Source organism: Limnohabitans sp. 63ED37-2, from assembly GCF_001412535.1.
GTDB lineage: Bacteria > Pseudomonadota > Gammaproteobacteria > Burkholderiales > Burkholderiaceae_C > Limnohabitans_A.
On the sequence record NZ_CP011774.1, the window covers coordinates 658,957 to 678,443 of the forward strand.

Below are 19,487 nucleotides of genomic sequence, written 5' to 3' on the forward strand. Positions count from 1 at the left end.
CTTTACACGGCCTGCAGGCTGGGCCACAAACCCCGGCGGCACAGACCGCCAGGGCCACCACCGGTTTGACGTTATGCTTGACGGGCTTGTGTGACTCCTTGTTTTGTTTTGGTTTTTTGATCGTTCATGGCTGCATCTCCCAAATCGCTTTCGGGCTTGGCCCCTTTTTTCAAGCCCTACCGTGTGGCCTTGGGTGTGGCGGCCTTGTTCCTTTTGCTGGCCGCGGGCACCACGCTGGCTTTCCCGTGGGTCTTGCGCCAGCTGATTGACCAAGGCCTGGCCAGTGGCGCACCGGCCGATCAGTTGTCGGGCAACTTCTTGCAGCTGTTTGGTGTGGCGGCAGCCTTGGCGGTGTTTTCTGCGGGGCGCTACTACACCGTGAGCTGGCTGGGTGAGCGCATCACCGCCGACCTGCGTAACGCGGTGTATGGCCATGTGCTGCAACAAAGCCCGGCCTTTTTTGAAACCACGCAGTCGGGCGAAGTGCTCTCGCGCCTCACCAACGACACCACGCTGGTGCAGACTGTGGTTGGCTCGTCGTTTTCTATGGGTCTGCGCAACCTCGTCATGGGCTCGGGGGCACTGCTGATGCTGGTGTGGACCAACCCGGTGCTGATGCTGCAGGTGGTGGCGGTGCTGGTGGCGGTGATTTTTCCAAGCGTCTATTTGGGCCGCCGCGTGCGCCGCCTCTCGCGCACCAACCAGGACCGCGTGGCCGATTCGAGCGCCATCGCCTCTGAGGTGCTCAACGCCATCAGTGTGGTGCAAAGCTACACCGCCGAGGGCCGCGAAACCCGGCGTTTCATCGACTCCACCTTGCGAGCTTTGAGTTCGGCGTTGGGCCGCATCCGCGCCCGCGCGGTGTTGGTGGGTTTCATCATCATGGCGTCGAGTGCGGTTTTGCTTTGGGGTCTTTACATGGGCACGCTGGCCGTGCGGGCGGGCACCAGCACAGCGGGCCAGTTGGGTGAGACGGTGTTTTATGTGATCTTGCTGGCCAGTGCCTTTGCGGTGCTGGGCGAGGTGTATGGCGACTTGCTGCGTGCAGCCGGTGCCACCGAGCGGCTGATGGAGTTGCTGCACACCGAGTCCAACCTCAAGGTCTCAGCCCAACCGCAGCAAGCACCCTGGCCGAATGGCGGCTCTTCCTTGCAACTGGAATCGGTGCGCTTTCATTACCCCTCGCGCCCCGACACTTGGGCGCTGGACCAGCTCACGGGCCAGATCCACCCCGGCCAGACGGTGGCCGTAGTGGGCCCGAGTGGTGCAGGCAAAACCACCTTGTTCGATTTGCTCATGCGCTTTCACGATCCTCAATCGGGCCGCATCGTGCTCGATGGTGTGCCGATTGAGCAAATGGACCTGCACGCCCTGCGCGAGCGCATGGCCATCGTGCCGCAAGAGCCGGTGATTTTCTCGGGCACCGTGATCGAGAACATCCGTTATGGTCGGCCCGACGCCAGTCTGGAAGACGTGCACGCAGCCGCCGAGGCGGCTTATGCGCAAGAGTTCATCCGCGAGTTGCCCGAGGGGTTTGACACCTACTTGGGCGACCGGGGCGTGCGTTTGTCGGGCGGTCAGCGCCAACGCATCGCCATCGCCCGTGCCATCTTGAAAAATGCCCCACTGCTGCTGCTGGACGAGGCGACCAGTGCGCTCGATGCACAGAGTGAAAAAATGGTTCAGGCCGCGCTGGACAAAGCCATGGTCGGTCGCACCACGCTGGTCATTGCCCACCGCCTGGCCACGGTGCAACGCGCCGATGTGATCTGGGTGCTGGAGCGTGGCCGCTTGATGGAGCAGGGCACCCACGCCGAGCTGCAAGCCAAAGGCGGGCTGTATGCCAGCTTGGCGGCGCTGCAGTTCAACAACACCTCCGGCCACTGAAGTCGCCTGGGGCATACGCCCGAAAACCCTCTGGCAAAGGCCCGTGACTCACGATTTCAGGTCGGTTTTGTCTGCTGCCGACTTGGCAGACTCTGCCTGATCCATCGCCTCTTGCGCCGCCTTTTCGCGTGCCCGCTGCTGGCGTGTTTGTTCTTGCGCCTTGCGCACATCGTGCATTTGCCAAAAGGCAAACACAAACACCAGGCCAAAAATCCCCAGTTCCAACCAAATGCCCATGGCTTCACCTCCCGCGTGTTGCTGTGTCAATAAAGATTGACAGTATCTATTATCGGGTTATATTGACACTCATGCCTGTCAGTCCATACTGACAGATCTTCGCTTCCGGAGGTCCCATGAGTCTGTTGACACGCGCCGAACACGCTTTGAGCTCCCATTTTGAGCAAGCCGCCGGTGTGGGCGCGCCCTCGCGGCTGGTGGCGGCCATGCGGCATGCGGTGTTTTCAGGCGGCGCACGCATCCGCCCGCAACTGTGCATGGCGGTGGCCACCGCCTGCGGTGACGATGCGCCCGAGCTGACCAATGCGGCTGCTGTGGCTTTGGAGTTGATGCATTGCGCCTCCTTGGTGCACGACGACATGCCTGCCTTTGACAACGCCGATACCCGGCGCGGCCGCCCCACGGTGCACAAGGCCTTCAGCGAACCGCTGGCGCTGCTGGCGGGGGATGGCCTGATCGTCATGGCCTACCGCGTTTTGTTGCAAGCGGGCGCGCAGCGGCCTGATCGCCTGATCGCGCTGATGGACAACATGACCACCGGCGTGGGCCTGCCCAACGGCATCGTGGCCGGGCAAGCCTGGGAGTGCGAGACCAGTGCCGATCTGGGCCAATACCAACGCGCCAAAACAGGCGCTTTGTTCGTTTCGGCCACTTGCGCAGGCGCGCTCAGCTGCGGCTACGAGCCCGAGCCATGGGCCCCATTGGGGGCTTATTTGGGCGAGGCCTACCAAGTGGCGGATGACATCCGCGACGTGATCGCCGACGCCGCCACCTTGGGTAAACCTGCAGGGCAGGACGCATTACACGCCCGCCCCAGCTCGGCCCAGGCGCTGGGCCTCGATGGGGCCATTGCCCACTTTGACCACCTGATCGAGCAGGCTGCCTCGTCGATCCCGGCTTGCTCGTGCCGCGACATGTTGCGCCAGCTGGTGCAGCTCGAAGCCGAACGCTTGGTGCCCAAGGCCCTGTGCGACGGCTATTTCAAGACGCACCCGGCCGTCGCCCCGGCCCGCATCGGTGCCGCGCACTGAACGCCTCAGCTGCCAGACGCGAAGGAAGCCGCATGTCACAACCCCTGGATCTGGCCGCCTTGCAGGCCCACACAGCCCCCACTTTCAAGGACGCTTGGCAGGCCCGCCTCGAGCGCTGGTACGCACACCCTGGCCTGTACCGCTGGTCATTGGGCAATCCGCTCACGCGCTGGCTCACGCGCCGCCGAACCCGCCAGTTGTTTGATTTGATGGCTGGTTTTGTGCACAGCCAGGTGCTGCTGGGCTGCGTGCGCCTGGACCTGTTTCGCGCCTTGCACCAAGCGCCTGCCAGCTTGACCGATTTGGCCCGCCGCACCGGCTTGGCCCCGGCGGTTTTGCAGCGATTGCTGCTCTCGGCCGTGGCGCTGGGTCTTTTGGAGCACCGCAGCCAAGGCCGTTTTGGTCTGGGTCCACTGGGTGTGCCGCTGGCGCAGCACGAGGGCATCGCCCAAATGATCGAGCACAACCACCTGCTCTACCAAGACATGCAGGACCCGGTGCAGTTCTTGAACAACGCCTGGAGCGGTGGCATGGCCGAGTACTGGCCCTATGCCCACGAAAAACCCGCTGTGACCATGCCTGTTGAGCAGGTCGACAGGTTCACCCGCTACTCGCAGCTCATGGCCGCTTCACAAGGCTTTGTGGTGCAGGAGATTTTGTCGTCCTATTTTTTTGACGAACACCGCTGCGTGCTTGATGTCGGGGCGGGCAAGGGCCGCTTTGTGAGTGAGCTGGCCGCGCATGCGCCGCACCTGCAGTTCAAGATGTTTGATCTGCCCCCTGTGCTGGCGCTGGCCCGCGAAGGTCTGCAAGCCAAGGGTTTGACTGAGCGTGTGAGCCTGCACCCCGGCAGCTTTCTGGATGACCCCCTGCCAGAAGGGGCGGACCTGATCACCCTGGTGCGCGTGGCGCACGATCACCCCGATACGGTGGTGAAGCAGATTTTGCAAAAAGCGCATGCCGCTTTGCCTGTGGGCGGCGTGATGTTGCTGGCCGAACCCATGGCCCAGCCGGATGAGGAAGCCGGGCAGCCCGAGGCCTCGGTCGACGCCTATTTCCACTTTTACCTCTTGGCCATGGGGGCAGGGCGTCTGCGCACCCCACAAGAGCTGCAAACCATGATGGAAGAGGCCGGATTCACCCATGTGGAGCTGGTGCCCAACGCCATGCCGATCCATGCGCGCATCCTTGTGGGGCGCAAATCTCAGTGTTTACCCTCGGTTTCTGGGAAAAGTGTCAATTAATTTTGACATGTTTAAATGTAAAGCAAAGAATACAAGCATGAAATCCCAAGCCGTCGTCTTCAACAGCCCCAGGCGCCTGTCCCTGCAGGCCTTGGACTTGCCTGAACTGCAAGCAGGCCAGCTGGATGTGGCCGTGGAATTCAGCGGCATCAGCACCGGCACCGAGCGCATGCTCTGGGACGGGAGCATGCCCCCTTTTCCGGGCATGGGCTACCCGCTGGTGCCCGGTTACGAGACCGTGGGCCGCGTGGTCCGTGCCGCTTCAGACACCGGCATGCAAGCTGGACAGCGTGTGTTTGTGCCGGGGGCCAATTGCTTCACCGGCGTCAAAAGCCTGTTTGGCGGTGCCGCCTCGCGTTTGGTGGTGACCGAGCAAAAGGTCGTGCCCGTGGCCGAACACCTGGGCGCGCAATCGGTTCTGCTGGCGCTGGCCGCTACGGCTTACCACGCCGTTTCAGGCGGTGGACAGCAAGACCCATTTGACGCCCCCGAACTCATCGTGGGCCATGGCGTCATGGGCCGCCTGCTGGCCCGTCTGACCGTCGCTGCTGGCCTGCCAGCACCCACTGTGTGGGAAACACAGGCCGAGCGGTCCACTGGAGCTGAGGGTTACACCGTCGTGCAACCGCAAGACGACCCCCGTCGCGACTACCGCACCATTTACGACGTGAGTGGCGACGGCAGCCTGCTCAACGGCCTGATCCAGCGCCTGCGCCCCGGTGGCGAGTTGGTGTTGGCGGGTTTCTACAAACAAGACCTCTCTTTTGCTTATGCCCCGGCTTTCATGCGCGAAGCACGCATGCGCATCGCCGCAGAGTGGAAGCGCCCGGACCTGTTGGCCGTCAACGAGCTGGTGAACACCGGCCGTTTGTCGCTCGACGGATTGATCACCCATACCCAGCCATCGACGCAAGCTGGTTCTGCCTACGAGACCGCCTTCGGAGATGCGAGCTGTCTCAAGATGATCCTTGATTGGAGTGCCACAGCATGAACACAGATACCACCACCACACAGCCCATTAAATTTGTCGAAGTGCTTCGTCGTGAAGCCGACGTCGAACCCGACACTGTGAGCACCTCCGAGGTGACCAAAGAGACACAAATCATTGCCATTTATGGCAAAGGCGGCATTGGCAAAAGCTTCACGCTGGCCAACCTGTCCTACATGATGGCGCAACAGGGCAAAAAAGTGCTCCTGATCGGTTGTGACCCCAAGAGCGACACCACCAGTTTGCTCTTCGGCGGCAAGGCTTGCCCCACCATCATCGAAACGTCTTCCCGCCTCAAACTCTCCGGCCAGGCCGTGAGCATTGGCGATGTGTGTTTCAAGCGCGATGGCGTGTTTGCCATGGAGCTGGGCGGGCCTGAGGTCGGTCGCGGCTGCGGCGGGCGCGGCATCATCCACGGTTTTGAAACCCTCGAAAAACTCGGTTTCCACGACTGGGGTTTTGATTACGTGCTGCTCGACTTTTTGGGTGACGTGGTCTGCGGCGGCTTTGGTCTGCCCATTGCCCGCGACATGTGCCAAAAAGTCATTGTGGTGGCCAGCAACGACTTGCAGTCGCTGTACGTCGCCAACAACGTGTGCTCGGCGGTGGAGTATTTCCGTAAGCTCGGCGGCAACGTGGGCGTGGCCGGCATGGTCATCAACAAAGACGACGGCACGGGCGAAGCCCAGGCCTTTGCCGACAACGCCGGTATCCCTGTGTTGGCCGCAATCCCCGCCAACGAAGACATCCGCCGCAAGAGCGCCAGCTACGAAATCATTGGCCGTCCCGACGGCGAGTGGGGCCCGCTGTTTGCCGAGTTGGCCAAGAACGTGGCCGAAGCCCCGCCCCAGCGTCCAAAACCCCAAACCCAAGACCAGTTGCTGGGCTTGTTCAGCGCCGACGTGGTGGGCCGCAATGTGGTGCTCGAACCTGCCACCGTGTTCGACATGGTCGGCAAGCATGAAGACATCAAGCCTTCGCTGGAAGTCGTCTACGACGCGGCCTGATTCGCGCAGACACATCCACAGGACACGGCCATGACACGCACCATTCCGATTCACCCCAGCACCGACGCATCCAACCCCGCAGGCCTGCAGGGTGACGGCATGGGTTGCCACGCCGGGACCGAGGCCATGGTGGCCGCGGCCAAAGAGGCAGGCAAGTCCGAGGTGCTGGACCAATACGCCCGCGATTACCCGCGTCAACCCGATGCCGGTCCACACGACCAGCCGCAAAGCATGTGCCCGGCCTTTGGCTCGCTGCGGGTGGGTTTGCGCATGAAGCGCACCGCCACCATCCTTTCGGGTTCGGCCTGCTGTGTGTACGGGCTCACGTTCACATCGCATTTTTACGGTGCCCGCCGCAGCGTGGGCTATGTGCCATTCAACTCCGAGTCGCTGGTCACCGGTAAGCTGTTTGAAGACATCCGCGAAGCGGTGCATGCCGAGGCCGACCCGAGTCAGGTCGACACCGTCATCATCATCAACCTGTGTGTGCCCACGGCCAGCGGCGTGCCGCTGCAGTTGCTGCCCAAAGAGATCAATGGCGTGCGCATCATCGGCATCGACGTGCCCGGATTTGGTGTGCCCACGCATGCCGAAGCCAAAGACGTGTTGGCCGGGGCGATGCTGAAATACGCCCGCGAAGAAATCATGAGCGGCCCGGTAGCCGCCCCCCGTGCGGGTCGCGGAGACAAGCCCACGGTGGCTTTGCTGGGTGAGATGTTCCCGGCCGACCCGGTCATCATCGGTCAAATGCTCGCCCCCATGGGCCTGGCCGCTGGCCCGGTGGTGCCCACACGCGAGTGGCGCGAGTTGTACGCCGCGCTCGACTGCTCGGTGGCCGCCGCCATCCACCCGTTTTACACCGCCAGCGTGCGCGAATTCAAAGCCGCAGGTCGCCCAGTGGTGGGCTCGGCCCCTGTGGGCCTCGAAGGCACACAAGACTGGTTGCAAAACATTGGTCAGTCTGCAGGCATCGCGCAGGCGCAGATCGATGTGGCGCGCAACCAGGCTCTGACACAAATGCGTGGCCTCTTGATGCAAAAACCGATCAACGGTCGCATCACCCTGAGCGGCTACGAAGGCTCCGAGTTGCTGGTGGGCCGTTTGCTGGTCGAGTGTGGCGCCGATCTGCGCTACGTGGGCTCGGCCTGTCCCGCCACCGAATGGAACGCACAAGACATCGCCTGGCTGCAAGCCAAAGGCGTGCAGGTGCAAATGCGTGCCTCGCTCGAGCAAGACCTGAATGCCATGTACGAGTACCGGCCGCAGCTGGCCATCGGCACCACCCCGGTGGTGCAGATCGCCAAGCAAAACAGCGTGCCGTCCTTGTACTTCACCAACCTGATTTCGGCCCGTCCCTTGATGGGGGTGGCCGGAGCCGGATCACTCGTGCAGGTTGTGCAAGCGGCCATGGGCAACCAAGCCCGCTTTGACGCCATGAAGGATTTCTTTGGTGATGTGGGTGCAGGCCACGCCGCAGGCGTGTGGGAGTCGGTGCCCAAAGACCGGCCCGAGTTCAAGGCCGAGACCCGTCGCCAGATTGAAAAGCTCTTGAAAAAGCGCAAAGCCGAGGAGATGGGTTCATGAACCAAGTGTCCCCACCCCCCAGCACCGTGGCCAAGCCCAAGTCGCCCCTCATCCTTGACCATGACCGCGCAGGCGGTTACTGGGGCGCGGTGTATGTGTTCACCGCCATCAAGGGCTTGCAGGTGGTGATCGACGGCCCGGTGGGCTGCGAAAACCTGCCGGTGACCTCGGTGCTGCATTACACCGACGCGCTGCCCCCGCACGAGTTGCCGATTGTGGTGACGGGCCTGGCCGAAGAGCAGCTGGGCCGCGAAGGCACCGAAGGCGCGATGAAACGGGCGCACGCCACGCTCGACCCCGAACTGCCCGCTGTGGTGGTGACCGGCTCGATCGCCGAGATGATCGGTGGTGGTGTCACGCCCGAAGGCACCAACATCGCCCGCTTTTTGCCACGCACCATTGACGAAGACCAATGGCAATGCGCCAACCGTGCCATGTATTGGCTCTGGAGCGAGTACGGTCTGCGCAAAGTCCCTGCACGCAAGCCTTTTGAAGAACGCCCTGTGGGCGAAAAGCCCCGCGTCAACATCATAGGCCCCTGCTACGGCACCTTCAACAGCCCCAGCGATCTGGCCGAAATTCGCCGCTTGGTGCAAGGCATCGGCGCCGACGTCAACATGGTCTTCCCGCTGACCAGTCACTTGGCCGATGTGTCGCGCTTGGTGGAAGCCGATGTGAACATTTGCATGTACCGCGAATTTGGCCGCATGCTCTGCGAGGCGCTTGAGCGCCCCTATTTGCAAGCACCCATTGGCCTGCACAGCACCACCAACTTTTTGCGCAAGTTGGGCGAACTGCTGCACCTGGACCCAGAGCCCTTCATCGAGCGCGAAAAACACACCACTTTGAAGCCCATGTGGGACCTATGGCGTTCTGTCACACAAGACTTTTTTGCCACTGCCAGCTTTGCGGTGGTGGCCGGAGAGACCTATTCGCGGGGTCTCAAAAACTTCCTCGAAAACGAAATGGGCTTGCCCTGTCGCTTCAGCGTGTCACGCACTGCGGGCAACAAGACCGACAACGCCGCTGTGCGCGAACTGGTCAAAACGCAAACGCCACTCATCATGTTTGGCAGCTACAACGAGCGCATGTACCTGAGCGAAATCTCAGGCGGCAGCCCCATGCGTGCGGCCTTCATTCCTGCGTCCTTCCCCGGCGCCATCATTCGGCGCCACACCGGCACGCCCTTCATGGGCTACAGCGGTGCGAGTTATCTGATCCAAGAGGTGTGTAACGCGCTGTTTGATGCGCTGTTCCACATCTTGCCATTGGGCACCGAGATGGACAAGGCCCCCGCCACCCATGCGCGTGGTGTGGTCGCGCCCAACGCCAGCTGGCAAGACCAAGCCCAACAGCGCCTGCGCGATGTGGTGCAAAGCCAGCCGGTGCTGGTGCAGATCTCTGCGGCCAAGCGCTTGCGCGACCAGGCCGAACAACTCTCGCAGGCCCAAGGCCACAGCGAGGTGACCGAAGCCCATGTGAACGCGGCTAGCCGCGAACTGGGTCTGGGGATCGCTGCATGAGCTACGCCCCCAACAACACACCAGCCGGTGCCGCCGCGTGCGGAACGGCTTATCCGATGTCGTGGCCTTTGGCTGCGGATGCCCATCTGCGCGGGCTGTGCGCAACCCGGGTCGCAAGGCCTCGTTAACAGGAGAAAAAAATGTCCACAAAGACATCAATTTCCGGACTCACCGATGAGGAAGCCCAGGAGTTTCACCATTACTGGATGCAAGGCACCGTGGGCTTCACAGCAGTTGCTGTGTTGGCACACATCTTGGTCTGGGCGTGGCGTCCCTGGTTCTGATTCAGAGCCTGATTTTTTAACCATAGATTGACGGAGTCACTGTCATGCAAAACACAACCCACCTCAACGAGGCCCATTCGCGTGCGGATGAGTCTCCCGCTTACTGGTCCATTTTCCTCATCGGATTCGGATGCCTGTTTGTGGTCGTCGTACTGGCCAAACTGGTCGGCGTTCACTGGCGGGATCTGCTGCCTGGTGCAGAAGATGCCAAGAGCATGAGTCAGGGTGTGAAAGCGGCTGTGTACACCTTCATGTCCCACATCATTTAGGAGATTCACCATGTGGAGAATTTGGCGACTTTACGACCCTTTGCGTGCCATGGTACTGCAGGGCATTTTCTTGTTTGGCCTGGCCGCGATGATTCACCTCATCTTGCTCAGCACCAACAAATTCAACTGGCTCGACGGCGCGAAAAAGCCCGTAGCAGCATCGGCGCAAAACTCGCCGCTGCCGACTTCGGTGGCTTCGCTCCCAGCGCCCAAGTCCTGATCCAGGACTTGCCGTCCAGGTGCTGACATTGAAATCTATTCAATGCAGCACCTGTTCATCCACTGAAAGCAGGAGGACCCAACCATGGCCATGCTGAATTTTGAGAAAAAGTACCGTGTTCGCGGTGGTACCCTGCTGGGTGGTGATTTGTTCGACTTTTGGGTCGGCCCGTTTTACGTCGGTTTTTTCGGCGTCACAACCCTTTTCTTTTCGTTCCTGGGCACGGCGCTCATTTTGTGGGGTGCCTCACAAGGCCCGACCTGGAACATTTGGCAGATCAGCATTGCACCGCCTGATCTGTCGTACGGCCTGCGCTTTGCGCCCCTGATGGAAGGCGGCCTTTGGCAGCTCATCACGGTGTGTGCCATCGGCGCCTTTGGCTCGTGGATGATGCGCGAGGTCGAAATCTGTCGCAAGCTGGGCATGGGCTTTCATGTGCCTGTGGCCTTCGGTGTGGCCATCTCGGCTTATGTCACTTTGGTGGTGGTGCGGCCGGTGCTCATGGGCGCTTGGGGCCATGGCTTTCCGTACGGCATTTACAGCCACCTGGACTGGGTCTCCAACGTGGGTTACCAGTACCTGCACTTTCACTACAACCCGGCGCACATGATCGCCGTGAGTTTCTTTTTTGCCAGCGTGTTTGCTCTGTCGCTGCACGGCGGTCTGGTCCTTTCCTCCACCAACCCCACACCGGGCACCGTGGTCAAGACACCCGAGCACGAAGACACCTTCTTCCGCGACTTCATCGGTTATTCGGTGGGCACATTGGGTATTCACCGAGTCGGTCTGTTCCTGGCATTGGCGGCAGTCTTGTTCAGTGCGCTGTGCATTGTGCTCAGCGGCCCCTTCTGGAGCCGTGGCTGGCCCGAGTGGTGGAGCTGGTGGCTAAACCTGCCGATCTGGTCCCAGTGGCCTGTGTGAGTCGGATGACAAAACCCGTCCGAACCTGAAGAATTGAGGAGTACCACAAATGGCCGATTATCAAAACCTGTTCACCACGGTGCAAGCCGTGGGTCCAGTGCACCATGGGGTGGAACTGGGTCACGGCAACAGTCCGCGCACGGGACAACCTGTGATCAATTACTGGATCGGCAAGCTGGGCAATGCCCAGCTGGGTCCGATTTACTTGGGGGGGCTGGGTTTGGCCTCACTGGTGTGTGGCTTGATCGCCTTCACCTTGATCGGCATGAACATGCTGGCCTCGGTCAACTACGACCCGATCCAATTTGTGCGCCAGCTGTTTTGGCTGTCGCTGGAGCCACCACCCCCAAGTTATGGCCTGAGTTTGCCGCCGCTCAACCAAGGCGGCTGGTTCCTCATCGTCGGTCTGTTCCTCACCGCGTCCATCATGTTCTGGTGGGCCCGTACTTACCGTCGCGCGGTTGAGCTGGGCATGGGTTTGCACATCGCTTGGGCTTTTGCTGCAGCCATTTGGTTGTTCTTGGTGCTGGGCTTGTTCCGCCCCATCTTGATGGGTTCTTGGGGTGAGGCTGTGCCTTACGGCATCTTCTCCCACCTGGACTGGACAGCGGCTTTCTCGTTGCGCTACGGCAACCTGTTCTACAACCCCTTCCACGCGCTGTCTATCGTGTTCCTCTATGGCTCGGCCCTGCTGTTTGCCATGCACGGTGCCACCATTTTGGCTGTGACCCGTTACGGCGGTGAGCGCGAGATCGAGCAGATCACCGATCGCGGTACCGCCTCTGAGCGTGCGGCCTTGTTCTGGCGCTGGACCATGGGTTTCAACGCGACCATGGAATCGATTCACCGTTGGGCCTGGTGGTTCGCCGTCCTGTGTCCCATCACCGGCGGTATCGGCATCTTGCTGACCGGCACCGTGGTCGACAACTGGTACCTGTGGGCCATCAAGCATGGCGTGGCGCCACCGTACCCCGAAATTTTTCCAGCGATGGCTGACCCCGCGCTGAGCACAGGAGTCAAGCCATGAACCCGAACACCACACACCCATCCCGCTGGATGGGCCGCATGGCCAAAGGCTTGGGCCTGGCACTGGTCGGCCTGGTGCTGGCCGGTTGCGAGCGCCCGATTCCCGAATCGGTGCAAAGCGGCTACCGGGGCACCGGCATGGCGCAGGTCTACAACGCGCGTTTGCTCGAAGTCAAAACCGAAAAGAACCAGCCGCCTGTGGCCATTCCATCGGCCGGTTCTGACGGGCCCAAGGCCTCGCAGGTCTACAAGAACGTCAAAGTCCTGGGTGACCTGAGCGTGGGTGATTTCAACCGCCTGATGGTCTCCATGACCAGCTGGGTGGCGCCCAACGAGGGCTGCGCTTATTGCCATGCCTTGCCCAACTTTGAAGACGACAGCAAATACACCAAGGTGGTGGCACGGCGCATGGTCGAGATGACCCAGCACATCAACGCCGACTGGCAGCCGCACGTCGCCCAGACCGGGGTGACCTGCTACACCTGTCACCGTGGCGAGCCCGTGCCCAGCGCCATCTGGTTCAAGTCCAACCCGCAACCTTATGGCTCGAACTTCATGGGCGACAAGGCTGGACAAAACGAGCCTTCTCCCGTGGTCAATTTGTCATCTCTGCCTAACGATCCCTTCACCCCGTTTTTGCTGGACAAGCAAAACATCCGTGTGAACGGCCCCACTGCGCTGCCCTCGGGTAACCGCCAGTCGATCAAGCAAGCCGAATGGACCTATGGCCTGATGACGCACATGTCGACCTCGCTGGGTGTGAACTGCACCTACTGCCACAACACGCAGTCCTTCCAGAACTGGGAAAACAGCCCACCACAACGCGTGACCGCATGGCACGGCATCCGCATGGCGCGGGACCTGAACTTGACCTTCATGGAGCCTTTGACCGAAGTCTTCCCGGCGCACCGCAAGGGCCCCATGGGTGACGTGGCCAAGCTCAATTGCGCCACTTGCCACCAAGGGGCCTACAAGCCGCTGAACGGCGCGCCCATGGCCAAAGACTTCCCTGAGTTGCTCAAACCTGCTTTGGCTGCGTCCAAAGTGGCGGCCAAGTAGTTCTCCCCGCCTTGACTTGATGACCGGACCCCGTCATGGAAGCCCTCACACCCCTTCATGACCCGCTGTCCGGCGTGGTGGTGGTGTTGCTGGCCGATTTTTTGCGGCAGCACCAGGGCTGGGGTTGGTTGCGTCTGGTGGCCGGGGCCACGCCCTACAAGGACGTGCCCGGCCTGACCATGGTCAAGGTCATGGGCAGTGGCCATGGCGGCGGTTTCAGCTTGCGCCCCAGTGCCACGCACCAGGGCCTGATCTGCACTTTCAGCCACCTCGATCTGGCTTTGAAGTTTTTGGACAGCTCGGCAGTGCAGGCCTACCGCAGCCGCGCCCGCGAGTGCTGGACGGGCGTGTTGTCCGTGCAATCGGCCCGGGGCCATTGGGACAAACAAGCCTGGCAAGCGAGCAGCGCACAAGCGCTGGGCATGCCTGGCGAGAAGCAGGACAAGAGCGAGCAGGGCAACCCAGGCCAGAGCTTGGACGGCCAGCCGCACAGCGGTCCTTTTGCCGTGCTCACCCGCGCCAGCATCGTGCCCACCAAGGCCATGGCTTTTTGGCGTTATGCCCCGGCCGCACAAGCCGATCTGGGCCAAGCCCCCGGTTGTCTGTTGGCCATGGGCCTGGGCGAAGCACCTTTGGTGCGCCAATGCACCTTCAGCCTGTGGGAGGACACAGCCGCCATGCTGCAGTACGCCCGCCAGGGCGCTCACCAGGTGGCCAGTGCCGCTGCTTACAAGCACCAGTTTTTTTCTGAATCGCTTTTTGTGCGCATGCAGGTGCTGCAGATGGCCGGTGTCTGGCAAGGCCGCAGTTTCGATGCGCCCGCCAAGGCCGTTCAGGGCACCGCCCCAGCCGATGTGGCGCTGGCCGACAGCCGCCTGGCCGGTGTGCCCAGCCTGGAGGTCAGCCATGTCTGAGCACCGCGTCGTCATCGTCGGCGCGGGCATGGGTGGCTTGTGCAGTGCCATCGCACTTGCGCACCAAGGGCTCGATGTCACCGTGGTCGAAGCCTCGGATACACCCGGCGGCAAGGTGCACAGCCGCGAGGTGAACGGCGCCCACATCGACAGTGGCCCCACCGTGTTCACCATGCGCTGGGTGTTCGACGACTTGCTGCGCAGCGTGGGCACCAGCGTGGAGGCCGAGATGCGCATCACGCCTCTGCAGGTGCTGGCCCGCCACTTCTGGCCCGATGGCAGTCAGCTTGATTTGTCGGCCGACGCGCGAGAGAGCGAAGCCGCCATTGCCACCTGGTCGGGTGGCGACGAAGCCCGGCGCTTTCGGGATTTTTGCAAGACCACACGTCAGCTCTACGCCACGCTTGAAGGCCCCATGATCCGCGCCCAGCGTCCCAGCATGGGTGGCTTCATGGGCGACTTGGGGTTCAAAGGCTTGGGCGTGCTGGCCCAGCTTGGCCCCATGCGCAGCCTGTGGCAGCAACTCGGCCACCAATTTACAGACCCGCGTTTGCGCCAGCTGTTTGCGCGCTACGCCACCTACTGCGGCTCATCGCCTTGGCAGTCACCCGCCACCCTCATGTTGATCGCGCAGGTCGAGATGGACGGGGTCTGGTCGGTCGAAGGCGGCATGGTCGGCATGGCTGAGGCTTTGGCGCGTGTGGCCCGCCGCCGTGGCGCGGTGTTCCGCTACCACAGCAGCTGCCAACGCATCGAGCAGCGCCAAGGCCGAGTGTGTGGTGTGCACCTGCAGTCGGGCGAATTCTTGCCAGCCGACCGCGTTATTTTTAATGGGGATGCCGCCGCTTTGCGCCAAGGCTTGTTGGGCGATGAAGTGCGCCGTGCTGTGCCAATAGAGGCGCCGCCACGCTCCTTGTCGGCCTTGACCTGGTCCATACACACTCCCGCCGATGGCGTGGCCCTGGACCGGCACAACGTGTTTTTCCAGAGCACCTACGCCAGCGAGTTCGAAGACATCTTTGAGCGCCAGCGCTTGCCCGCGCAGCCCACGGTCTATGTCTGTGCACAAGACCGACCCGCTGCGTTGCCCCACGGCCAAGCCGAGCGCCTGTTTTGTTTGGTCAACGCCCCCGCCTGCGGTGATGGCAGCGCAATCACCGAGGAGGCTTTAGAACAATGCCAAACGCACACCTTTCAGCACCTGAGTCAGCTGGGCCTGCACCTGCAACCCACGGTGAGCAACAGCTTGCGAACGACGCCGCAGGATTTTCATCGGCGCTTTCCGGCCAGCGGGGGAGCCCTGTACGGGCAGGCAACACACGGCTGGACCAGCATCTTCAGCCGACCTGGCTCCACCACACCCCTGCAGGGCCTGTACCTGGCGGGGGGCAGCGTGCACCCGGGACCGGGCGTGCCGATGGCGGCCTTGTCCGGGCAGCGGGCGGCAGAGGCCGTGATGGCGAGCCTCGCTTCGACCAGCACGTTCCCGACGGGGGTTACCTTTGGTGGTATGTCGACGCCATGAGTGACGACGGCCAACATGGCATCACCCTCATTGCCTTTGTCGGCAGTGTGTTCTCGCCCTATTACGCCTGGGCGCGTGGGCGCGGCACGGCCCATGCCGACAACCACTGCGCCCTGAACGTGGCCATCTACAGCAAAGGCCAGGGCCGCTGGGCCATGACCGAGCGCGGCCAGCGCCACTGCGCCCGCAGCGCCCGCCAGTTCACCATCGGCCCGAGCCAACTGAGCTGGGACGGCGACTGCCTGACCATCGACATCGATGAGGTGTGTGTGCCCATTCCGCGCCGCGTTCGCGGCCGCATCAAGCTGTGGCCGCAGCAGTTGTTTGGCTACTCCACACCGCTCGATGTGAATGCCCAGCACCGCTGGGGCCCACTGGCACCCAGCTCGCGCATCGAGGTGGACCTGAATGCCCCCGATCTGAAATGGCAAGGCCACGCGTATCTGGATTCCAACGAAGGCGACGAGCCGGTGGACCGGGGTTTTCACACCTGGGATTGGTCGCGAGCCCGCACACGCGATGGCAGCACCGTGGTGTTTTACGACATGCAAGCACCCGGCACCGAAGACCGCGTGCTCTCGCTGCGCTTCACGCCACATGGCACGGTCGAGCCCATCGCCACCCCCCCGGCGCAGCGCCTGTCCAAGACCGGTTGGCGCATCGACCGCCGCATGCGAAGCTCGCAACCCGTGCGTGTGCACGAACAACTCGAAGACACGCCCTTTTACCAGCGTGCCTTGCTGCAATTTGATCACGCAGGCGAGCCTTTGCTTGCCTTTCACGAAACCCTGTCGGTGCCGCGTTTGGTGTCACCGGTGGTTCAAGCCATGCTGCCTTGGCGCATGCCACGGCGGGCTTGAGATGAACACCCTTGAATCTGCTTTCAAGGCAACCCCATTCCTGGCCGTGGTGGCCATGAATAGCCCTCGTGCGGGCCGTGCACGTCTTCTGCAAGGAGAAAACTATGTCTAACTCAGACAAAGTCTGGCCAACGGGACTGACCGAGGCCGAATCGGAAGAGATTCACCGCAATCTCATCCAGGGTACGCAGATTTTCGGCATGATTGCCGCATTTGCCCATCTGCTGGCCTACATCTATTCACCCTGGCTCAAGTAAAGGAGACTCATCATGATCTACTCGAAAATGTGGTGTGTGGTGAAACCTTCGGTGGGTATTCCGGTGTTCATTGCGGCTGTGGCGATCTCGTCGTTCAGCGTGCATTTGGCCCTGACAACCAACACCACCTGGGTGAAAAGCTTCCTGAACGGTGGTACCAAAGTGGTCGCTGCGGCGCCTTCTGCGGATGCTGCGGTGAAGAAGTAAAGGGTGAAAGGCCGAACGGCCAGGCGCGCAAGCGCCTGGTCTTTCTCTTGACTTATGAACACCACCAAAAATCGCAGCAACTGGGGCATGGCTTTGGCCAGTTGGGGTCCCCGGTTTCTACCTTTTGCCGACGCCGCCAGCGATGATTTGCCGCTGTCGCGTTTGCTGCGCTTGTCGCTGTTTCAAATTTCTGTCGGCATGGCCATGGTCATGTTGGTGGGCACCCTTAACCGCGTGATGATTGTGGAACTCAAAGTCTCCGCCACGCTGGTGTCCTTCATGGTGGCCTTGCCCTTGCTCATTGCGCCTTTGCGCGCACTCATTGGTTTTCGCTCGGACAACCACCGCTCGCAACTGGGCTGGCGGCGTGTGCCCTACATCTGGATGGGCAGTCTGCTGCAGTTTGGTGGCTTTTCGATCATGCCCTTTGCACTCTTGGTTCTCGCCGGCGCTGGGCAAGCCAGCCAGGCCCCGGCCTGGGTTGGCCAGTTGGGCGCCGCAGGCGCGTTTTTGTTGGTGGGCCTGGGCATGCACACCGTGCAAACCGCAGGCCTGGCCTTGGCCACCGACCTGGCCCCGCCCGAGCGCCAGCCTCAGGTGGTGGGTCTCATGTATGTGATGCAACTGATCGGCATGATTGGCAGCGCCTTGGTGCTGGGCTATTTGCTGCACGATTACAGCCCCGGCCAATTGATTCGTGTGGTGCAGGCTGTGGCGGTGACCACACTGGTCCTGAATGTGGTCGCGCTCTGGAAGCAAGAGCCGCGCAGCCGTCTGCGCAAACCCGGCACGCCCATCGAACACACCTTCGCGCAAGCCTGGCAACTGTTTTGCCAAGGGCCCAACACTTTGCGCCGCTTGTTGGCGGTGGGTTTGGGCACCATGGCCTTCACCATGGAAGACGTGTTGCTCGAGCCCTATGGTGGCGAGATTTTGCACATGAGCGTGTCCACCACCACGCTGCTCTCGGCCACTTTGGCGCTGGGCGGTCTGCTAGGTTTTGCTTGGGCTTCACGCGTGTTGGGGCGCGGTGGCGACGCCTACCGCATGTCCGGCTGGGGGGCCTGGGTGGGTTTGCCTGCCTTCGCCTGCGTCATTGCTTCTGGCCCTCTGGCCATGCCCGCCTTGTTTGTGCTGGGCATTTTCTTGATTGGCTTAGGGGGCGGTTTGTTTGCACACGGCACCCTCACGGCCACCATGCAGCTGGCCCCACCGGGACAGATCGGTTTGGCCATGGGCGCCTGGGGCGCTGTGCAGGCCACCGCCGCAGGTATCGGCATGGCCGCAGGCGGCTTGGTGCGTGATGGCGTGGGCTTGATCAGCAGCCCGGTCATGGGTTACTCGGCCGTTTACGTCCTTGAGATCCTCTTGCTGGGCATGACCCTGTGGGCCATGGGACCTTTGCTGCGATCTGCGCCCGCTGCTGTACGTCCGCCCGGCATCTCTGCATAATCAATCCCCGCGCATTCCCAAGATCACCCCCGCAACCCTAGGACTCACCATGGAAATCAAACACATCCTCATCATCATGTTCGTGGTTTTTGGCCTGTTCATGCTGGCCAACTGGTTCAACCGCCCCAAGCGCCCACGCAAGTAAAGCGCCCCGTGCCCAGGGCTTTTGCAAAAAAGCCCGCCCACAAAAAAGCCGCTGTGAAGCGGCTTTTTTGTGGGCGACTGAAACTGATCAGTTGCGTGTGTCGCGGTAACCGCTGCCGTAGCCGGTGCTCGGCTCTTTGGGCTTGGAGATGTTCACCACGATCGAGCGACCGCTGACCGACATGCCGTTCAGGCCGGTGATGGCCGCTTGGGCTTCTTCCGCGCTGGACATTTCCACAAAGGCGAAACCTTTGGAGCGGCCGGTGTCGCGGTCCATCATGACTTTGGCCGACATCACGCCGCCAAACTCAGAAAAGTTTTGACGCAAGCTGGCGTCGTCGATGGTGTAGGGCAGGTTGCCCACGTAAATTTTGCTGCTCATGGTTGAGCCTTTCAGAGAGGTCGCGTGGCAGCTTCAAAACGAAGCCGACATGCAGGGAAAAGCGGATTCTTGGCAGTTGCCGAGAGGCCGCAGGGAAACGCGCCAAGGGCCGTGAGGCCTTAACGCATTTGTTCGGAGCTGGGGCTGTTTTGCAGCCAATCGCGCGTGGTGTCGAGGACGCGGCGCGCAGCATGTTGGGTGAAAGCACAAGCCGTGTGGTGCAGGGCGGGCATCAGGTCCAGGCCTTGCAGAGCAGGGCGGGCCTGACGCAAAGCCGTGGCAGCGGTTGTTCGGCCAAGGCCGGTGCAAAAAGGGTGTGTCGAGGGCAAAGCGACCGGGGAGCCCGTGCGGGTGGTAATCGGGGAAATCAAAATCAATCGAGTCGCAAACCATCCAGGGGCTTGCGCAGAGCTGTGAGAAAAATGCCGAGACCTGCAGCTCAACAGGAGATGGTGTTCGAAGTCAA

22 protein-coding genes are annotated in these 19,487 nt (G+C 61.7%); 19 read left to right on the forward strand and 3 right to left on the reverse strand.

Annotation, left to right across the window (positions count from 1 at the left end; translation table 11 throughout):
• The first annotated feature begins 126 nt into the window (after positions 1-126).
• A complete protein-coding gene (locus L63ED372_RS03115) occupies positions 127-1,887 on the forward strand; it encodes an ABC transporter transmembrane domain-containing protein (protein WP_062403193.1) in 1,761 nt (586 codons plus the stop codon).
• Positions 1,888-1,935: 48 nt separating this feature from the next.
• Here the strand turns inward: L63ED372_RS03115 and L63ED372_RS03120 are convergent, their stop codons facing one another.
• Positions 1,936-2,124 (reverse strand): hypothetical protein, encoded by a 189-nt coding sequence (locus tag L63ED372_RS03120; protein WP_062403196.1) that lies wholly within the window; start codon positions 2,122-2,124, stop codon positions 1,936-1,938.
• Between the two features lie 116 nt (positions 2,125-2,240).
• Between L63ED372_RS03120 and L63ED372_RS03125 the strand changes: the two genes are divergently transcribed.
• The 18 genes from L63ED372_RS03125 (at position 2,241) to L63ED372_RS03205 (ending at position 18,495) form a co-directional block, all read left to right on the forward strand.
• Positions 2,241-3,155 carry a polyprenyl synthetase family protein gene (locus L63ED372_RS03125; RefSeq protein ID WP_062403199.1) on the forward strand — a complete coding sequence of 305 codons (915 nt, stop codon included), beginning with the start codon at positions 2,241-2,243 and terminating at the stop codon, positions 3,153-3,155.
• A 32-nt stretch (positions 3,156-3,187) separates the two neighbouring features.
• Positions 3,188-4,399, forward strand: coding sequence for a methyltransferase (locus L63ED372_RS03130; protein ID WP_062403202.1), 1,212 nt, complete (start codon positions 3,188-3,190; stop codon positions 4,397-4,399).
• Between the two features lie 37 nt (positions 4,400-4,436).
• The gene (gene bchC / locus L63ED372_RS03135) at positions 4,437-5,390 is read left to right on the forward strand and encodes a chlorophyll synthesis pathway protein BchC (RefSeq protein ID WP_062403205.1); all 954 of its coding nucleotides are present in this window, start codon (positions 4,437-4,439) and stop codon (positions 5,388-5,390) included.
• Positions 5,387-6,394, forward strand: a complete 1,008-nt coding sequence (locus tag L63ED372_RS03140) for a chlorophyllide a reductase iron protein subunit X (protein ID WP_062403207.1) — start codon at positions 5,387-5,389, stop codon at positions 6,392-6,394. The genes bchC and L63ED372_RS03140 overlap by 4 nt, the downstream gene beginning before the upstream one ends.
• A gap of 30 nt (positions 6,395-6,424) precedes the next feature.
• Positions 6,425-7,978 (forward strand): chlorophyllide a reductase subunit Y, encoded by a 1,554-nt coding sequence (gene bchY, locus L63ED372_RS03145; RefSeq protein ID WP_062403210.1) that lies wholly within the window; start codon positions 6,425-6,427, stop codon positions 7,976-7,978.
• Positions 7,975-9,501, forward strand: a complete 1,527-nt coding sequence (bchZ, locus tag L63ED372_RS03150; RefSeq protein WP_062403213.1) for a chlorophyllide a reductase subunit Z — start codon at positions 7,975-7,977, stop codon at positions 9,499-9,501. Before bchY ends, bchZ begins: the two co-directional genes overlap by 4 nt.
• A 140-nt stretch (positions 9,502-9,641) precedes the next feature.
• The gene (gene pufB, locus L63ED372_RS16120; protein ID WP_019425952.1) at positions 9,642-9,785 is read left to right on the forward strand and encodes a light-harvesting antenna LH1, beta subunit; all 144 of its coding nucleotides are present in this window, start codon (positions 9,642-9,644) and stop codon (positions 9,783-9,785) included.
• A 44-nt stretch (positions 9,786-9,829) separates the two neighbouring features.
• Positions 9,830-10,054, forward strand: coding sequence for a hypothetical protein (locus L63ED372_RS03155; RefSeq protein ID WP_062403216.1), 225 nt, complete (start codon positions 9,830-9,832; stop codon positions 10,052-10,054).
• 10 nt (positions 10,055-10,064) lie between these two features.
• Positions 10,065-10,274 carry a light-harvesting antenna LH1, alpha subunit gene (gene pufA / locus L63ED372_RS03160; RefSeq protein WP_062403219.1) on the forward strand — a complete coding sequence of 70 codons (210 nt, stop codon included), beginning with the start codon at positions 10,065-10,067 and terminating at the stop codon, positions 10,272-10,274.
• Positions 10,275-10,358: 84 nt separating this feature from the next.
• A complete protein-coding gene (gene pufL / locus L63ED372_RS03165) occupies positions 10,359-11,195 on the forward strand; it encodes a photosynthetic reaction center subunit L (protein WP_062403222.1) in 837 nt (278 codons plus the stop codon).
• A gap of 49 nt (positions 11,196-11,244) precedes the next feature.
• Positions 11,245-12,222, forward strand: coding sequence for a photosynthetic reaction center subunit M (pufM, locus tag L63ED372_RS03170; RefSeq protein WP_062403225.1), 978 nt, complete (start codon positions 11,245-11,247; stop codon positions 12,220-12,222).
• Positions 12,219-13,280, forward strand: coding sequence for a photosynthetic reaction center cytochrome PufC (gene pufC, locus L63ED372_RS03175; protein WP_231624547.1), 1,062 nt, complete (start codon positions 12,219-12,221; stop codon positions 13,278-13,280). Before pufM ends, pufC begins: the two co-directional genes overlap by 4 nt.
• Positions 13,281-13,315: 35 nt before the next feature.
• Positions 13,316-14,194: a hypothetical protein gene (locus L63ED372_RS03180; protein ID WP_062403228.1), complete on the forward strand. Its 879-nt coding sequence runs from the start codon at positions 13,316-13,318 to the stop codon at positions 14,192-14,194.
• Complete coding sequence (crtD, locus tag L63ED372_RS03185) at positions 14,187-15,719, forward strand: 1-hydroxycarotenoid 3,4-desaturase CrtD (protein ID WP_062403231.1); 1,533 nt, start codon at positions 14,187-14,189, stop codon at positions 15,717-15,719. The genes L63ED372_RS03180 and crtD overlap by 8 nt, the downstream gene beginning before the upstream one ends.
• Positions 15,716-16,579, forward strand: coding sequence for a carotenoid 1,2-hydratase (locus tag L63ED372_RS03190; protein ID WP_062403233.1), 864 nt, complete (start codon positions 15,716-15,718; stop codon positions 16,577-16,579). The genes crtD and L63ED372_RS03190 overlap by 4 nt, the downstream gene beginning before the upstream one ends.
• A 104-nt stretch (positions 16,580-16,683) precedes the next feature.
• Positions 16,684-16,836, forward strand: a complete 153-nt coding sequence (pufB, locus tag L63ED372_RS03195) for a light-harvesting antenna LH1, beta subunit (RefSeq protein WP_019429105.1) — start codon at positions 16,684-16,686, stop codon at positions 16,834-16,836.
• 12 nt (positions 16,837-16,848) lie between these two features.
• Positions 16,849-17,043 carry a light-harvesting protein gene (locus L63ED372_RS03200; protein WP_062403236.1) on the forward strand — a complete coding sequence of 65 codons (195 nt, stop codon included), beginning with the start codon at positions 16,849-16,851 and terminating at the stop codon, positions 17,041-17,043.
• A 54-nt stretch (positions 17,044-17,097) separates the two neighbouring features.
• Entirely contained in the window at positions 17,098-18,495 is a 1,398-nt protein-coding gene (locus L63ED372_RS03205) for a PucC family protein (RefSeq protein WP_062403239.1), read from the forward strand.
• A gap of 232 nt (positions 18,496-18,727) precedes the next feature.
• On the opposite strand, the gene L63ED372_RS03210 is transcribed toward L63ED372_RS03205, so the two are convergent.
• Both L63ED372_RS03210 and L63ED372_RS03215 read right to left on the reverse strand, forming a co-directional pair.
• A complete protein-coding gene (locus L63ED372_RS03210; RefSeq protein ID WP_062403242.1) occupies positions 18,728-19,021 on the reverse strand; it encodes an RNA recognition motif domain-containing protein in 294 nt (97 codons plus the stop codon).
• 119 nt (positions 19,022-19,140) lie between these two features.
• Positions 19,141-19,392 (reverse strand): hypothetical protein, encoded by a 252-nt coding sequence (locus tag L63ED372_RS03215; protein WP_156343541.1) that lies wholly within the window; start codon positions 19,390-19,392, stop codon positions 19,141-19,143.
• Between the last annotated feature and the right edge of the window lie 95 nt (positions 19,393-19,487).

Bases quoted from the DNA above. Each gene is read 5' to 3' on its own strand.
- L63ED372_RS03115 (WP_062403193.1), top strand. From the start codon at position 127: ATGGCTGCATCTCCCAAATCGCTTTCGGGCTTGGCCCCTTTTTTCAAG.
- L63ED372_RS03120 (WP_062403196.1), bottom strand. From the start codon at position 2,124: ATGGGCATTTGGTTGGAACTGGGGATTTTTGGCCTGGTGTTTGTGTTT.
- L63ED372_RS03125 (WP_062403199.1), top strand. From the start codon at position 2,241: ATGAGTCTGTTGACACGCGCCGAACACGCTTTGAGCTCCCATTTTGAG.
- L63ED372_RS03130 (WP_062403202.1), top strand. From the start codon at position 3,188: ATGTCACAACCCCTGGATCTGGCCGCCTTGCAGGCCCACACAGCCCCC.
- bchC (WP_062403205.1), top strand. From the start codon at position 4,437: ATGAAATCCCAAGCCGTCGTCTTCAACAGCCCCAGGCGCCTGTCCCTG.
- L63ED372_RS03140 (WP_062403207.1), top strand. From the start codon at position 5,387: ATGAACACAGATACCACCACCACACAGCCCATTAAATTTGTCGAAGTG.
- bchY (WP_062403210.1), top strand. From the start codon at position 6,425: ATGACACGCACCATTCCGATTCACCCCAGCACCGACGCATCCAACCCC.
- bchZ (WP_062403213.1), top strand. From the start codon at position 7,975: ATGAACCAAGTGTCCCCACCCCCCAGCACCGTGGCCAAGCCCAAGTCG.
- pufB (WP_019425952.1), top strand. From the start codon at position 9,642: ATGTCCACAAAGACATCAATTTCCGGACTCACCGATGAGGAAGCCCAG.
- L63ED372_RS03155 (WP_062403216.1), top strand. From the start codon at position 9,830: ATGCAAAACACAACCCACCTCAACGAGGCCCATTCGCGTGCGGATGAG.
- pufA (WP_062403219.1), top strand. From the start codon at position 10,065: ATGTGGAGAATTTGGCGACTTTACGACCCTTTGCGTGCCATGGTACTG.
- pufL (WP_062403222.1), top strand. From the start codon at position 10,359: ATGGCCATGCTGAATTTTGAGAAAAAGTACCGTGTTCGCGGTGGTACC.
- pufM (WP_062403225.1), top strand. From the start codon at position 11,245: ATGGCCGATTATCAAAACCTGTTCACCACGGTGCAAGCCGTGGGTCCA.
- pufC (WP_231624547.1), top strand. From the start codon at position 12,219: ATGAACCCGAACACCACACACCCATCCCGCTGGATGGGCCGCATGGCC.
- L63ED372_RS03180 (WP_062403228.1), top strand. From the start codon at position 13,316: ATGGAAGCCCTCACACCCCTTCATGACCCGCTGTCCGGCGTGGTGGTG.
- crtD (WP_062403231.1), top strand. From the start codon at position 14,187: ATGTCTGAGCACCGCGTCGTCATCGTCGGCGCGGGCATGGGTGGCTTG.
- L63ED372_RS03190 (WP_062403233.1), top strand. From the start codon at position 15,716: ATGAGTGACGACGGCCAACATGGCATCACCCTCATTGCCTTTGTCGGC.
- pufB (WP_019429105.1), top strand. From the start codon at position 16,684: ATGTCTAACTCAGACAAAGTCTGGCCAACGGGACTGACCGAGGCCGAA.
- L63ED372_RS03200 (WP_062403236.1), top strand. From the start codon at position 16,849: ATGATCTACTCGAAAATGTGGTGTGTGGTGAAACCTTCGGTGGGTATT.
- L63ED372_RS03205 (WP_062403239.1), top strand. From the start codon at position 17,098: ATGAACACCACCAAAAATCGCAGCAACTGGGGCATGGCTTTGGCCAGT.
- L63ED372_RS03210 (WP_062403242.1), bottom strand. From the start codon at position 19,021: ATGAGCAGCAAAATTTACGTGGGCAACCTGCCCTACACCATCGACGAC.